Origin of the sequence: Sulfurimonas sp. HSL1-2 (assembly GCF_039645565.1) — a bacterium.
Classification (GTDB): domain Bacteria; phylum Campylobacterota; class Campylobacteria; order Campylobacterales; family Sulfurimonadaceae; genus Thiomicrolovo; species Thiomicrolovo zhangzhouensis.
Genome location: NZ_CP147914.1, coordinates 771,039 through 783,858, shown reverse-complemented (window position 1 = coordinate 783,858; position 12,820 = coordinate 771,039). Strand labels below are relative to the sequence as shown.

Sequence of the window (12,820 nt, the reverse complement as noted above, 5' to 3'; positions counted from 1 at the left end):
CTCCTTTCCAAGATCAAATTGCTTTTAAGATGTGCTCAACGAGTTGAGCGTTCATGCGGCTCTTCGAGAGGCTGACTTCGACACCGAGGTCCTCCACTTCGACTTTGATACCGTCATAATCCGACGCGACGAACGCGAGCGTGATCGTCGCATCCATCTTTTTACCAAGGTCGCTGCTCAGTGCGGCGAGTGTCGATGCTTCGACGGCCGTATTGCTGTAGACCTTGCCTTCATAGGTTCTGTGCATCCCTGCCAGTGTCAGGCGGAGTGACTCGGCAATTGCCGGGATAATCGCCAGGCGCTTCTTCTCAACCAGGAGTTTGACCAGGTTGTTAACAGCGTTACTGTTTGCGCCGGCGACGATCGCGAGCAGGAGTTCCTGTTTCGCAGCGTCGGCGACATTGGGGTCATTGATGATATCGGCAAACGCCTTCTCGCCGAAGGCCTCCGCGAGTGCATCAAAGAGTGTTTTCGTATTCGCCAGAGCCTCGGCATCCATCAGCGAAGTCAGGGCTTTTACATAACGTTGTGCGATCATCGCTTCCATTACGCCACCTTCTTCACAATGATGTCAGCCATCTTCTCTTTGTCGAGGGAGGCTGTGCTCTGTGCTGTCACATCTGAAAGGACAGTTTCAACGACACTGCGCACCATCTGGCGCTCCGCGAGGCTCTCTTTGTCTTTCATCTGTTTTTCGAGAACGGCGATCTCGTTCGCAGACTGGGCTTCAATCTGTTTCTTGAGAACGTCTTTCTCTTTTTCCGTTGTCGCAGCCAGTTCGCTCGCAAAGGTCTTCGCCTCTTCGACACGGGCTTCCGCAGCGACTTTTTCCGCTTCAGAAGCACGCAGTTTGTCCTGAATGCTGTTCAGACGGTCGGCGATTTCACCGGCACGGCCGGTAAAGAAACCTTTGACCGGCTTCGCCAGCAAATACCACAGGATCCCGGCGAAGATCAGGAAGTTGACCGTACGCGGAAGGATATCTGTCGCACCGTGCTCGGCACCGGACGAAGCGAAGAGCGATGCTGAAACGAACAGGGTCATAACCAACAGTTTTTTCATCATGTCTCCTTATATCTTGCTGATCTTGGCGTTAACAGCCTCGACGTAAGCCGGGACCTCAGCAGAAAGCGCATTCCGGAGGTTCTCGCGCTCTGTCGCAAGTTCCGCCTCAAAGGCTTCATAAGCTTTGGCCAGCTCAGCACGCTTGGCACCGATGGCGGCTTCCGCCGCATTTTTTGCATCCGCAATCACTTTTTCCCGTTCCCCAGCCGCTTGCAAACGTGCTTCGCTGATAATGGAGTCCGCGGTTTCGTTCAGTGCACTGACTTCGGCGTCGTTAGAGCCGATAGCTGTCAGATCATTCTGAATGTCTTGGTCACGTTTTTCCATGAAAGCAAAGAGAGGTTTGTAGAGCATACCGTTTAGAACGGCGATAAGGATAAGGAAGACAACAGCTGTACTGATGAGCAGCAGTGGACTAATATCTAACATATCACCTCCTAAAAGTTGCGTGATTATACAATTTATAAATTAAAAACCCTGTTAAGTTGGGAGGGGAAAAAGCGAAAAAGGAGAAAAATTACAAAGGGGGGAATTTTTTTGGTTACAAAATAATGCAGCGGTCAGCCGAGGATGTCCAGAAAACGGGCAACCTCCTGCTCATCGCGGAAGGTGATGGTGATTTTGTTCGTGCCGGCGGCCACGGCAAAACCGCCGTCCGAGAGTGCGCTCCGTACGGCCCCGAGGTCGTATTCAGGGGCTTTCGGCTTCTCCTGGGTTTCCGTTTCCCCGCGGCTTTTCATCCGTTTGACCATCTGCTCGGTTTCGCGGACGCTCAGTTTCTGGCCGTGGATGGAATCGACCATCACTTTCTGCTCTTTGTCCGTCAGCCCCACCAGAACCTTGGCATGCCCGGCACTGATCGTACTGTCGATCAATGAGGAGAGGGTTTTCTTGGAGAGCTGCAGAAGACGGAGGGTATTGGTAATATGGCTGCGGCTCTTGTGCACCACCGATGAGAGCTCCTCCTGGGTGAGCCCGTGCAGATTGATCAGCTCTTCGTAAGCCTGGGCCAGTTCGACGACATTGAGCTGCTCGCGCTGGATATTCTCGATGAGAGCGTGCTGGCGCATCTGCGCTTCATCCAGGGAGGCGATCACCGCACGGATCGTTTTAATCTTCGCCAGCTTGCTCGCACGCCAGCGGCGCTCGCCGGCAACGAGAATGTAGCCGTCGACGTCTTCGACAAGGACGATGGGCTGGATCAGGCCGTGGGTCTTGATGGAAGCGGCCAGCTCCCCGAGGGCTTTTTCGTCAAAATGTTTGCGCGGCTGGAAGGGATTCGGTCGGATCTGTGAGACAGGAACCTCTACGACCTGGGCATTTTTCGGAATCTCGTGGTCGTAGGCCTCTTCGATTTCGCCGAGGAGTTCACCCAGTCCGCGTCCGAGGGATTTCGTTTTTGCCATACCCATCCGTTACGCCAGGATGGCCTGGGCAAGGTTCTGATACGCGACGGAACCGCTGGAGCGCCCGTCGTAAAGCACGGCCGGTTTTCCGAAACTCGGGCTCTCCGCCAGCTTGACGTTGCGCGGGATCACGATGCAGTCATCCGTTTCATCGGTAAAGAGCTTCTCTTTGAAGTGCTGGCGCAGATCCGCCAGTACCTGTTTGGAGAGGTTGTTCTGCGAACTGTACATCGTCGGCAGGAACCCTTTGATGGCCAGGGAGGGGTTGATCGTTTTGCGGATCAGGCGCACGGTATTGAGCAGCTGCGCCAACCCCTCGAGGGCGAAAAATTCGCACTGGATCGGGATGATGACCGAATTCGATGCGCTCAGGGCATTGATCGTCATCGGCCCCAGGGCCGGCGGCGAATCGATGATGACATAGTCATAATGCTCTTTGACCTGCGCGATCGCTTTTTTCATGATCAGCTCGCGCCCTTTGCTCTGGCTGGAGTCGTAATACTCTTTTTCCACCCCGACGAGGCCGATATTCGACGGTGCAAGATCCAGCATCGGCAGTTCGGTCGTCAGAATGATGTCACCGAGCTTTTTCGCCCCGATCAGCACATGATAGATATTGAACTCGTAATCATTACGGGTATATCCCAGCGATGTCGTGGCGTTGGCCTGCGGATCGGCATCGATCAGCAGGACCTTTTTCCCTTCAACGGCAAGGGATGCCGCGAGATTAACCGCAGTCGTCGTCTTACCTACCCCGCCTTTTTGATTGGCAATTACAATTACTTCACTCATCGCTGGCTGTATATCCTTTGCCCGTCACACATAACCGATCCATCGTCACACAACACCGCGTTTTCTAAGGAAAAGTTATGATGATTATTATGCGTTTGGAACCGTCTGCTTTTGTCAAATTCTAGCGCGTATAGTCTGAAGATTTCCTTCCATTTCGGAAATCCTTCCACCCTTGAAAAATAATCATTTAATAACATTTCTCGTGAAACATCGATATCTAGAACGCCGAAACCCTCCGGGGCATTTTTCAGGTTGAGCCCGATGCCGCACACCAGGGTATTTTGCCGCATTGTCGTGATCGTTCCGCCGATTTTCTGCCCGCCGATGTAAAAATCGTTCGGCCATTTCAGCCACACTTCCGATCCGGCATCCTCAAGGGCCATTTTGAGCAGAAAAGCGAAATAGATGGAGGAGGATTCAAGCTGCAGGTCCGGGGGCAATGCGCTGCGCGCCACGGCAAATGAGAAAAAGAGGTTGCCTTCCAAACCTGTCCAGCTGTTTCCCCGGCTCCCGCGCCCGGCCTCCTGGAGATCCGCGACCACCGCCAAAGGGGGCGTCTCCCCCGTTTTCAGGGCGTCAATGAGGTAGCGCTGGGTCGAATCGACCTGCTCAAGCCAGCGTATCGTCAAGGCCGAGCCGTTTCCCGTTGAGGTAATCATTCACCGCCATCGCTTTTTTCGACGGCGGCTGGACCGTTTCGACCCAGAGTGCCCCTTTGCTGCAGCCTACTTTCACCCGCATCTTTTCGACAGCGAAAATACGGCCCGGGGTGTTTGCCCCCGTTGATGCCGCCAGTGTCATCTTCGTCAGCTTCAGGCCGCTTTCCAGGTAGACCCCAGGCCAGGGGGTGAATGCACGGTACTTATTGTAGAGTTTCACGGCGTCATCAAAGGCGACCTCGCCGTCGGCCTTGCTGATCTTCTTGCAGAGGCTTGCCTCGGCGTCATTCTGCGGCACCGCTGTCAGGGTCGGGTAAGCCCGCAGCACGTCCGGCGTCATCTTGGCCGCGAGGTCGGTCAAGCGGTCGAACAGGCTGCCAACGGTTTCATCATCACCGATCGTTATCCGTTCGATTGTGAGAATAGGCCCGGTGTCGAGCCCCTCCTCCATCAGCATTGCCGTCACGCCGGTCTCTTTGTCCCCGTTCAGCAGGCTCTGCTGAATGGGGCTGGCGCCCCGGTACTGCGGCAGGATGGAGGCGTGCAGGTTGATACAGGGGGCGTGATCGAGCACCGCTTTGGGCAGGATCTGCCCGTAGGCGGCGACGACGATATAGTCGCAAGGGATCGTTTGCAGCGTCTCGACCGTCGCATCGTCGCGCAGACGCTCGGGCTGGTAGACGGGAATGCCCGCTTCCAGTGCGACGGTTTTCACCGGTGGCGGCGTCAGCACTTTTTTCCGCCCCACGGGTTTATCCGGCTGGGTGTAGGCCGCAACGACCTCGATATCACTCTGCGCGATCAGTGTTTCCAGGATCTGCGAAGCGTAATCCGGCGTCCCCATAAAGATCACTTTCATGCGACACTTTCCGGGGTGAAGAGCGTGCCGCCGCTCTGCGTATCATTCAGGAGGAAGTTTTCAATATCTTCCAGGTCAAACCCGCTGGCCAGGAACATGCTGCGGCCGCGTTCAAGGAGGAAGTGCGCCGCTTTGAGCTTGGTGACGATGCCCCCCGTGGCAAAGCTGTTGTGCGGTGTCACCTCTTTGGAGAGCTCCTCGGCCTTGATAGCGTGTACAAGCGGCCGGACGCAGGCATCGTCGTGGCAGTGCGGGTCCTTGTCGTAATAGGCGTTGATATCGGAGAGGATCACCAGCAGGTCGGCGTTGAAATGGTACGCCGTATAGGCGGAGAGCTGGTCATTGTCGCCCAGGACCAGTTCTTCGACGGCGGTGGCGTCGTTCTCGTTGATGATCGGCAGTACCCCGTTCCCAATCAGAGTATCGATGGTGTTGCGGGCCTTTTCCGCCTGGCTCTCCGTGTAGAAGTTCGCCGCCGTCACCAGGACCTGTGCCGGCAGGATGCCGTGCTTTTCAAACTTCTTCTTGTAGCGGTTCATCAGCAGCGGCTGCCCGATGGAGGCGAGTGCCTGCTTGTTCGCCAGGACGCTTTTATCGAGCTTGAGCTCCGTATATCCCGCCGCGACGGCGCCGCTGGAGACGAGAATCACTTCGTAGCGCGCTTTGAGGCGGGCGATCAGGTCGACAAGGTTCTGCATCCGGTCGCGGGCAATGCGGTTGTTCTCGGTCAGGACGGCACTGCCGACCTTGAGGACGATGCGTTTCAAGCTTGCTCCATTCCTATCAGGGTATGCAGCGCGAAATTGAGCGGTTTGATATTTTCATGGGCAACGGAGGAGATCGCTGCCATGAAGAAGGGTTTCTCGCGGTCAAACTGCTGCGTCTCGTCGGAGAGGTCCTGCTCGTAAAACGGCAGGGAATCATCGAAACCGAAACGGCTGTGCTGAGACGGCTTGACGCCCACCAGCTTCATCATCTCCGCGATCTTCTCCTCGGCCTCCTCTTTGGAGAGGGCGTCGACGCGGGTCAGCGCGATTGCAAAGGCACGCGTGGCGAGCAGTTCGCTGAAGCGTTCCAGCTCCTGCTGCAGCGTTTCGTACTGGTAGGTCATCGTCATGTACGACGCCAGGTCGATCATGAAAAGCAGCGTCTTCGTCCGCTCGATGTGGCGCAGGAACTGCAGTCCCAGGCCGCGCCCTTCGCTGGCGCCGTCGATGATCCCCGGGATATCCGCCATGACGAAGGATTCAAAATCGCTGACGCGGACCTGTCCCAGTTTCGGTGTCAGGGTCGTAAATTCGTAGTTGGCGATCTCCGGCGTCGCGTTGGAGACGGTCGAAATGAGCGTCGATTTCCCGACGTTGGGGAAGCCGACGAGGCCGACGTCCGCGATGAGCTTCAGCTCCAGACGGACCCGGCGGGTCTCACCGGGTTCACCCGGCTGCGCATAGGTCGGGCGCTGGTTCGTCGAGGATTTGAAGTGGGTATTGCCCAGGCCGCCCTTGCCGCCCTGCAGCAGCTGTTGTTCCTGGCCCTCACGGACGAGGTCCATCAGCAGCTCGCCGCTCTCGGCGTCGAAGACCTGGGTGCCGGGCGGTACGATGACGAAGAGTTTCGGTGCCGACTTGCCCGTCATGTTGGAGCCCAGACCCGGACGGCCGTTTTCCGCCACGAGCTTATGCTTGCCGTGGTAGTGTGCCAGGGTGTGGGTATTGTTGTCGACGCGGAACCAGACGTCCCCGCCCCGTCCGCCGTCACCGCCGTTCGGACCGCCGTTGGTCACAAATTTCTCGCGGCGGAACGCCACACAGCCTGCGCCGCCTTTTCCCGATGATAATTCCAATTCGATCTGATCGACAAACATGCATTAAATCCTTGTAGGGCTTCACTCAACAGAAGACTTGGACATCCGTTAGAAGTATACTGTTAAATAAAGGTGAATAGATGAAAGCGGCCCTGCCGAAGCAGCGCCTGATTTAGGGGTAGAGAGCTTAGGAAGCCGGTACGATAGAGACCTGCTTGCGGGTCTTGTCTTTACGCTCGAACTGAACGATGCCGTCAACCAGCGCGTACAGCGTGTGGTCTTTACCCATGCCGATGTTCTGACCCGGGTGTACTTTCGTACCACGCTGGCGAACGATGATGTTTCCGGCTTTGACAGTTTCGCCGCCGTATTTCTTCACACCAAGTCTACGTCCCGCGGAATCGCGGTTATTCTGTGTACTACCTTGACCTTTCTTGTGTGCCATATCGAACTCCTCCTAGATTACGCCGCGATCTTCGTGATGCGAACGCGTGTGAAGCTGCGGCGGAAACCGCGCTTGAGTTTGCTGTCCTTACGACGGCGCTTTTTGTAGATCGTGACTTTCTTGTCGCGGCCTTCGTTGATGACTTCTGCAGTAACAACCGCACCGTCAACAAAAGGAGCACCGACTTTCAGCTCACCGGCATTGACCGCGAGTACTTCTTTGATCTCGAGCGTTGCTTTCGGCTCGAGGCTCATTTTGTCAAGCAGGAGGATATCGCCCTCTTCTACTTTATACTGCTTGCCACCGTTTTTGATGATTGCGTACATAGCATTTCCTTGTAATGTATAGAAAAGAATCTCGACTTAAAGACTCAGAGTGTATCCGCCTCATCAAAACGTGACAATCAGTTCGATCAGGCCTTTTAGCGCCTGGATGGAGGAGAGCCATCAGCGACACGCATGCCGCTGTTTCAGCGCAATCCTCTGGTTACACTCTCAGTCTTCAAGAGAGGTCCCTGTTCTTTTAGTGGGCGAATTATAGCCAAAAAGGCTTTAATCCGCAAGGGCGATCGCGTCGATTTCCACCAGGGCGTTTTTGGGCAGGGTTTTGACCGCCACCGTCGAACGTGCCGGCTTATGGTCGCCGAAGGCTTCGGCATAGAGGGCGTTCACGGTCGCGAAATCGTCCATGTTATCGAGGAAGATCGTCGTCTTGATCACTTTGTCCAGCCCGCTTCCCGCCGCTTCAAGGACTGCCGTCAGGTTTGCAAGCACCTGCTTCGTCTGGACCGTAATGTCGTTCTCACACATCTCGCCCGCCGGGGTCAGCGCGATCTGTCCGGAGGTGTACACCATCCCGTTCACCTTGACCGCCTGAGAGTAGGGTCCTATCGCCGCCGGGGCGTCTGCTGTCTGCACGTACTGCATTATTTTCGTTTCCTTTCCACATCGTCGAGTATGGACATAAAATCCTCTATGTTCCAGTAGCCCGGCATTTTAACCAAAACCCTCTCATCGGCACTTAAAAAATAGTGCATGGGGATCATCGGCGCCTTGAATTTGGCGGGATAAGTGCCGCTGTCACGCTCGACCTCCACGCCGACGGCCAACGCCGCCAGACGCTTCCGGACCGCTTTGTCTTTGAGCGTAGTGCGTTTGAAGCGTTTGCACCAGCGGCAGCCGGGCGCGGTGATAAGGAGATAGACGATCTTCCCCTCCTGTGCCGCGATCTGCCTGGCCTTGTCGTAACGCTCGGCCCACTCCGCCGGTGCCGCCGTCAACAGTGCCGTGAAAAGAATAAGTATCAGCCCGTACCGCATAAGTCCCCTCGTGTCGGTTCATTTTAGCATAAGTGAGGGCTGCCGCATCAAAGATTGCTTTCAATCGGAGTGCACTATAATCAATCCATATAGGTGAGGTGATGTATGGAAACAGACCAGACCACGCTGTTCGAAACGATCGACACCATCCAGGAGCGGATCGTGATCCTGCGGCATGAACTGCATGCCCATCCCGAACTCTCCGGGGCGGAAGCGCAGACGACCCTGATGCTCAAGGGGATTCTCGAAGCGGAGGGGCTACGGGTCCGCTCGTTCGAAGAGCACTACGGGCTGATCGCGGAGATCATCGTCGACGAAAACGCCCCCTTCGTCGCCCTGCGCGCCGACATCGATGCCCTCCCGATCGAGGAACGGACCGAACGCGACTATGCCTCACAGACCCCGGGCATTATGCACGCCTGCGGCCACGATGCCCACACCGCCGTCCTGCTGGGCGCCGCCCTGGCCCTAAAGAAGAACGAAAGCGGGCTCCGACAGAATCTACGTTTCATCTTCCAGCCGGCCGAGGAGATCACGGAGGGGGGAAGTTCCCAGATGATCGAACACGGGGCACTGGAGGGGGTCAAGGCTATCTTCGGCCTGCACGCCTACCCCTACCTTCCGACCGGGCAGATCGGCTACAAGTACGGGGTGATGCTCGCCTCCGCCGACACCTTCGAGATCGAGATCTTCGGCAAAAGCGCGCACGGGGCACGCCCCCACGAGGGGGTGGACGCGATCCTCGTCATGTCGATGGCGGTGAACTCTCTCAACCACATCGTCTCCCGGCGGATCGACCCGCTGCACCCCGCCGTCATCTCGCTGGGGACCGTCGAAGGGGGCAAGGCCCCCAATGTCATCTGCGACCACGTCAAGGTGTGCGGGACGGTACGGACCGTCAACCACGAGGTACGCCACGCCATCCCCGAGATGATGGAGGTCTCCATCAGAGGGATCTGCGACTCCATGCACGCGACGTACGATTTTGCCTACCGTTTCGGTTCCCCCGAGGTCACCAACGACGACGCCATGGTCGACATCGTCCGGCGTGCCGCGGGAACCGTCCTGGGCGAGGAAAACGTCATCGACCTTGCCGACCCGGTCATGGGCGGCGAGGACTTCGGACGCTACCTCGAGATCGTCCCGGGCGCCTTTTTCCGTCTGGGGACCTGCGACCCGGAAAAGGGGACCTGCATTCCGCAGCACAATGCCCGCTTCGACGTCGATGACGACGCCCTGCGCTACGGCATGAAAATCATGGCGCTCGCCGCCCTGGAGGCGATGGACGATGCGTGACCTCATCGAAATCCGCCTCACCAGCCGGACCCACTTTTCGCTTCTACGCTACACCTGCAAGCACCTGAGACAGCTGCTGCCGCTGCACCGTCCCGAACAGCTCTCAGAGGCGATCGACCAGCTGCTGGAAAACGTCGTCGAACACGCCTACATCAAGATGGAAAACATGGACGTCACGGTCCGTTTCACCATCACCCCCCGCCAACTGCAGATCGACGTTGAGGACAGCGGTCTGCCGTTTGATTTCACCCCGTTCATGAGCGAGGCGGTCGACCGTTCGGCGGTGCACGAAAAAGGCTTTTACCGCATCTACGATCTTGTCGACCGCTTCTGGTTCACCATGCTCGAGAACAAGGGAAAACGGTTCAGCGTCATCCAGGCCTTCGAGCACAGCTACGACATCCGTACCGGGAAAACCTCCACCGTCCTGCCCGACAAGCAGACGATCCTGGAACGGCTGGATGTCCGCCGTTTCGAGGCCTCCGACGCCGAGGGGATTGCCCAGCTCATCTACAAGAACTACCACTACACCTACTACAAGAGCCAGTTCTACGACCCCGTCAAGATCCGCCAGCTCAACGAGGACCGTGAAGTCGTCTCCATCGTCGCCGTCTACGGGGTCCGCGTCGTCGGCCACTTCGCCCTGGTCCTCTCCCGCCATGCCGAGATCGCCGAGATTGCCATTGCCGCCGTCGATCCCGAGTTCAAGAAAATGGGGATCATGAACCGGATGTTCGATACGATCATCGCCACCGCCGCACAGATGCACCTCAATGCCATCTACGGGGAAGCCCTGATGCTGCACCCCTACAGCCAGAAGGCCAACCTCTCCCACGGGATGTGCGAAACGGCGATCGTGCTCGGCGAGGTCCCTTCCCAGACGGAGATCGAACGCCAGATCAAGGCATCCCTGCGCAGCGGGGCGATGATCAGCTTCCTCGTCTTTGACACCCACAAACGCTACCGCTTCCTGCCCGGCCGCTATGCGGAGCAGATCGAGGCCACCTACCGCTGTGCCAGGGTGGAAGCCTCCGTCAGCCGCCCGGCCAACCCCAACCGGCAGGTCCTCACCCACCACTTCAACCCCCACATCAATGTCGGTTTCATCATCATCGAAGGGCTGCCCGACCCCGAAGCGCTGGATGAGCTGATCGACCTGATGCACACCGACCACTGCGAAATGGTCTACGCCGATCTAAACCTGCACCACATCGAGGAGATCGACGAGGTCGTCACCATGCTGAACCGCCGCCACTTCTTCTACAGCGGGGTGTTCTTCAGTTTCTATCATAATGAGGATTATCTGCGCCTGCAGCGTAAAAACAGCCGTTTTGTCGACGAAGAGCAGCTGGTGTGCTACTCGCAGAACGCCAAGGCGATGCTGGAGTATATCCAGGAGGATGAAGCGAGGGTGGCTTCCGCGGGAGCGGAGGCTCAGTAGGTGGCGATCACCTGCTTGAAGACGTCGCAGAGCCCGCGGACCTGCTCCGGGGTCGTGCATTCGTTGGGGGCGTGAATCGTGTCGTTTCGCACCCCGAACTCGATGACGTCGATGCCGTATTCGGCGATGAAACGGGCATCGGAAGTGCCGCCCGCCGTGGAGTGTTTGGGCCGCATCCCCGTTACCGATGCGATCGCCGCGTCGATCGTCCGGACGATGTGGGTGTTCGCGTCGGTGACAAAGGGCTTGGCGCTCTGGTCGAGGGTCAGGGTGTAATCCATCTCTTTGAAATAGTGGTGAACGAATTCGGCGATGTCCTCCTTCGAGGTTTTCGTGGAGTTGCGGACATTGAACATCATCTTCAGCTTGCCCGGCGTCACGTTGGTCACTTCCATCCCCGCACGGATATCGGTCACGACGAACTGGCTTGGGCTGAAATATTCGTCCCCCTCGTCCAGGTTGACCCCTGCCATATAGTGCAGCACCTGGGCGACTTTATGGATGGGGTTCTTCGCCTTTTCCGGGTAGGCGGCATGCCCCTGTTTGCCCCGCTTTTCGATCACCCCGTTGATGGAACCGCGGCGGCCGACCTTGATGGCATCGCCGAAGCGCTCTTCGCAGGTCGGTTCGGCGACGATACAGGCATCGGGGAGCATCCCCTCCGCTTTGAGCCATTTCAGAAGCTCCACCGTACCGTGTTTCGCCGGCCCCTCCTCGTCGGATGTGAGCAGCAGTGAAAGGGTGCCCCCGAAGGTCTCCGTCTCTTTGACCGCCTGCAGGAACGCCGAGACGCCGGCTTTCATATCCTGAGCGCCGCGGCCGTAGATCTTCCCCTCTTTTTCGACGGCCGTGTAGGGGTCGGTCTCCCACCCCTCCCCGGCCGGGACGACGTCAACGTGCCCGGCAAAACAGAGATGGTTCCCGCTGCCGAAACGTTTATAGATAAAGAGGTTCTTCACCTCGTCCACGTCGATGCGCACGGCGGTATAGCCGTCCAGGTAGCCTTCGACGAAGTCAAGGATGCCGCCGTCGTCCGGCGTCTCGCTTTTGCGTTCGATCAGGTGTTTGAAGAGTTCAACGACGTCCAAACTCAGCCTTTCGGGTTCTCATAGAAGACATATTCGGTCGAATAGTCGCTGATCTCGAAATAGAGCTTCTTCTCGCCGCTGTCCACCTCGTAGTTGAAGTTGCTGTCAAGTACGCCGTAGCTGTAGCGGTAGGGTCTCGGGGAACTGTCGTCGGTCCCCTTTGCCGTACTCATCTTGCCGATCTTGATGAAGCGCATCACGAGCTTGCCGCCGCTGTAGATATCGAGCACCCCGTTCGTCCCCGTCCAGTTCTGCAGCCCGTGGCCGAGCTTGTTCTGCGTCTCCTGGGTACAGCCGCCGAGCATCAGCAACGTGACGGTCAAAACAATCCATACTTTTTTCATCCTGGTCTCCTTCTCCGGCAAATCAATTACCGGATTATAACGTCTTCGTTTCAAGCGCCCCTTACGATTCAACCGCGGGCGATGACCCGTGCCTGCATTATAAGCTTCTCCATCCCGTAGGGGTCCTCAACGTTGAAAAAGATCCCCTGTTCCGTGACCACGGCCGTCCCCGTCCCCCGTTCAACGGTCTCTTCACCGTTGAAGTAGTCTTTGTTGCGGTACTCGATCGTATAGCGCTCCCCCGCCGTCACTCTGAGGACTTTGAGCTGCTCCTGCGAATGGGGTTTGAACATCGGTCGTCCT

The 12,820-nt window shown here is 57.3% G+C and carries 18 protein-coding genes; 2 read left to right on the top strand and 16 right to left on the bottom strand.

The window, feature by feature from the left end; all coding sequences use genetic code 11:
* Positions 1-13: 13 nt before the first annotated feature.
* The 13 genes from WCX18_RS03975 to WCX18_RS03915 all read right to left on the bottom strand — a co-directional run bounded on the left by WCX18_RS03975 (position 14) and on the right by WCX18_RS03915 (position 8,348).
* On the bottom strand, positions 14-547 hold the full coding sequence (locus WCX18_RS03975; protein ID WP_345989805.1) for a F0F1 ATP synthase subunit delta: 534 nt from the start codon (positions 545-547) through the stop codon (positions 14-16).
* The gene (locus WCX18_RS03970) at positions 547-1,062 is read right to left on the bottom strand and encodes a F0F1 ATP synthase subunit B (protein ID WP_345986299.1); all 516 of its coding nucleotides are present in this window, start codon (positions 1,060-1,062) and stop codon (positions 547-549) included. Before WCX18_RS03970 ends, WCX18_RS03975 begins: the two co-directional genes overlap by 1 nt.
* Before the next feature lie 9 nt (positions 1,063-1,071).
* Positions 1,072-1,494, bottom strand: coding sequence for a F0F1 ATP synthase subunit B' (locus WCX18_RS03965; protein ID WP_345986298.1), 423 nt, complete (start codon positions 1,492-1,494; stop codon positions 1,072-1,074).
* Positions 1,495-1,625: 131 nt separating this feature from the next.
* Complete coding sequence (locus WCX18_RS03960; protein WP_345989803.1) at positions 1,626-2,471, bottom strand: ParB/RepB/Spo0J family partition protein; 846 nt, start codon at positions 2,469-2,471, stop codon at positions 1,626-1,628.
* A 9-nt stretch (positions 2,472-2,480) separates the two neighbouring features.
* A complete protein-coding gene (locus tag WCX18_RS03955) occupies positions 2,481-3,263 on the bottom strand; it encodes an AAA family ATPase (protein ID WP_345986296.1) in 783 nt (260 codons plus the stop codon).
* Positions 3,260-3,922 (bottom strand): biotin--[acetyl-CoA-carboxylase] ligase, encoded by a 663-nt coding sequence (locus tag WCX18_RS03950; protein ID WP_345989801.1) that lies wholly within the window; start codon positions 3,920-3,922, stop codon positions 3,260-3,262. Before WCX18_RS03950 ends, WCX18_RS03955 begins: the two co-directional genes overlap by 4 nt.
* Positions 3,873-4,781 (bottom strand): methionyl-tRNA formyltransferase, encoded by a 909-nt coding sequence (fmt, locus tag WCX18_RS03945; RefSeq protein WP_345989797.1) that lies wholly within the window; start codon positions 4,779-4,781, stop codon positions 3,873-3,875. Before fmt ends, WCX18_RS03950 begins: the two co-directional genes overlap by 50 nt.
* Positions 4,778-5,548, bottom strand: coding sequence for a glutamate 5-kinase (gene proB / locus WCX18_RS03940; protein ID WP_345989795.1), 771 nt, complete (start codon positions 5,546-5,548; stop codon positions 4,778-4,780). The genes fmt and proB overlap by 4 nt, the downstream gene beginning before the upstream one ends.
* Positions 5,545-6,645, bottom strand: coding sequence for a GTPase ObgE (obgE, locus tag WCX18_RS03935; protein WP_345989792.1), 1,101 nt, complete (start codon positions 6,643-6,645; stop codon positions 5,545-5,547). Before obgE ends, proB begins: the two co-directional genes overlap by 4 nt.
* 127 nt (positions 6,646-6,772) lie before the next feature.
* The gene (rpmA, locus tag WCX18_RS03930) at positions 6,773-7,030 is read right to left on the bottom strand and encodes a 50S ribosomal protein L27 (RefSeq protein ID WP_345986291.1); all 258 of its coding nucleotides are present in this window, start codon (positions 7,028-7,030) and stop codon (positions 6,773-6,775) included.
* A 17-nt stretch (positions 7,031-7,047) separates the two neighbouring features.
* Entirely contained in the window at positions 7,048-7,356 is a 309-nt protein-coding gene (gene rplU / locus WCX18_RS03925) for a 50S ribosomal protein L21 (protein WP_231020522.1), read from the bottom strand.
* 225 nt (positions 7,357-7,581) lie between these two features.
* Positions 7,582-7,956, bottom strand: a complete 375-nt coding sequence (locus WCX18_RS03920; protein ID WP_345989790.1) for a RidA family protein — start codon at positions 7,954-7,956, stop codon at positions 7,582-7,584.
* A complete protein-coding gene (locus WCX18_RS03915) occupies positions 7,956-8,348 on the bottom strand; it encodes a thioredoxin family protein (protein WP_345989787.1) in 393 nt (130 codons plus the stop codon). Before WCX18_RS03915 ends, WCX18_RS03920 begins: the two co-directional genes overlap by 1 nt.
* Positions 8,349-8,453: 105 nt before the next feature.
* Here WCX18_RS03915 and WCX18_RS03910 point away from each other — a divergent pair, with 105 nt between their 5' ends.
* Together WCX18_RS03910 and WCX18_RS03905 are read left to right on the top strand one after the other, a co-directional pair.
* Positions 8,454-9,644: an amidohydrolase gene (locus WCX18_RS03910; RefSeq protein ID WP_345989785.1), complete on the top strand. Its 1,191-nt coding sequence runs from the start codon at positions 8,454-8,456 to the stop codon at positions 9,642-9,644.
* On the top strand, positions 9,637-11,085 hold the full coding sequence (locus tag WCX18_RS03905; RefSeq protein WP_345989782.1) for an ATP-binding protein: 1,449 nt from the start codon (positions 9,637-9,639) through the stop codon (positions 11,083-11,085). The genes WCX18_RS03910 and WCX18_RS03905 overlap by 8 nt, the downstream gene beginning before the upstream one ends.
* On the opposite strand, the gene dapE is transcribed toward WCX18_RS03905, so the two are convergent.
* The 3 genes from dapE to WCX18_RS03890 form a co-directional block, all read right to left on the bottom strand.
* A complete protein-coding gene (gene dapE / locus WCX18_RS03900) occupies positions 11,079-12,173 on the bottom strand; it encodes a succinyl-diaminopimelate desuccinylase (RefSeq protein WP_345989780.1) in 1,095 nt (364 codons plus the stop codon). The genes WCX18_RS03905 and dapE overlap by 7 nt on opposite strands.
* Positions 12,174-12,175: 2 nt before the next feature.
* Entirely contained in the window at positions 12,176-12,517 is a 342-nt protein-coding gene (locus tag WCX18_RS03895) for a hypothetical protein (RefSeq protein ID WP_345986285.1), read from the bottom strand.
* Positions 12,518-12,585: 68 nt separating this feature from the next.
* Complete coding sequence (locus WCX18_RS03890) at positions 12,586-12,810, bottom strand: hypothetical protein (RefSeq protein WP_345989778.1); 225 nt, start codon at positions 12,808-12,810, stop codon at positions 12,586-12,588.
* Positions 12,811-12,820 lie beyond the last annotated feature (10 nt).

Bases quoted from the DNA above. Each gene is read 5' to 3' on its own strand.
- WCX18_RS03915 (WP_345989787.1), bottom strand. From the start codon at position 8,348: ATGCGGTACGGGCTGATACTTATTCTTTTCACGGCACTGTTGACGGCG.
- WCX18_RS03910 (WP_345989785.1), top strand. From the start codon at position 8,454: ATGGAAACAGACCAGACCACGCTGTTCGAAACGATCGACACCATCCAG.
- fmt (WP_345989797.1), bottom strand. From the start codon at position 4,781: ATGAAAGTGATCTTTATGGGGACGCCGGATTACGCTTCGCAGATCCTG.
- WCX18_RS03950 (WP_345989801.1), bottom strand. From the start codon at position 3,922: ATGATTACCTCAACGGGAAACGGCTCGGCCTTGACGATACGCTGGCTT.
- WCX18_RS03970 (WP_345986299.1), bottom strand. From the start codon at position 1,062: ATGAAAAAACTGTTGGTTATGACCCTGTTCGTTTCAGCATCGCTCTTC.
- WCX18_RS03955 (WP_345986296.1), bottom strand. From the start codon at position 3,263: ATGAGTGAAGTAATTGTAATTGCCAATCAAAAAGGCGGGGTAGGTAAG.
- WCX18_RS03890 (WP_345989778.1), bottom strand. From the start codon at position 12,810: ATGTTCAAACCCCATTCGCAGGAGCAGCTCAAAGTCCTCAGAGTGACG.
- obgE (WP_345989792.1), bottom strand. From the start codon at position 6,645: ATGTTTGTCGATCAGATCGAATTGGAATTATCATCGGGAAAAGGCGGC.
- WCX18_RS03975 (WP_345989805.1), bottom strand. From the start codon at position 547: ATGGAAGCGATGATCGCACAACGTTATGTAAAAGCCCTGACTTCGCTG.
- WCX18_RS03895 (WP_345986285.1), bottom strand. From the start codon at position 12,517: ATGAAAAAAGTATGGATTGTTTTGACCGTCACGTTGCTGATGCTCGGC.
- WCX18_RS03960 (WP_345989803.1), bottom strand. From the start codon at position 2,471: ATGGCAAAAACGAAATCCCTCGGACGCGGACTGGGTGAACTCCTCGGC.
- WCX18_RS03965 (WP_345986298.1), bottom strand. From the start codon at position 1,494: ATGTTAGATATTAGTCCACTGCTGCTCATCAGTACAGCTGTTGTCTTC.
- rplU (WP_231020522.1), bottom strand. From the start codon at position 7,356: ATGTACGCAATCATCAAAAACGGTGGCAAGCAGTATAAAGTAGAAGAG.
- WCX18_RS03920 (WP_345989790.1), bottom strand. From the start codon at position 7,956: ATGCAGTACGTGCAGACAGCAGACGCCCCGGCGGCGATAGGACCCTAC.
- rpmA (WP_345986291.1), bottom strand. From the start codon at position 7,030: ATGGCACACAAGAAAGGTCAAGGTAGTACACAGAATAACCGCGATTCC.
- WCX18_RS03905 (WP_345989782.1), top strand. From the start codon at position 9,637: ATGCGTGACCTCATCGAAATCCGCCTCACCAGCCGGACCCACTTTTCG.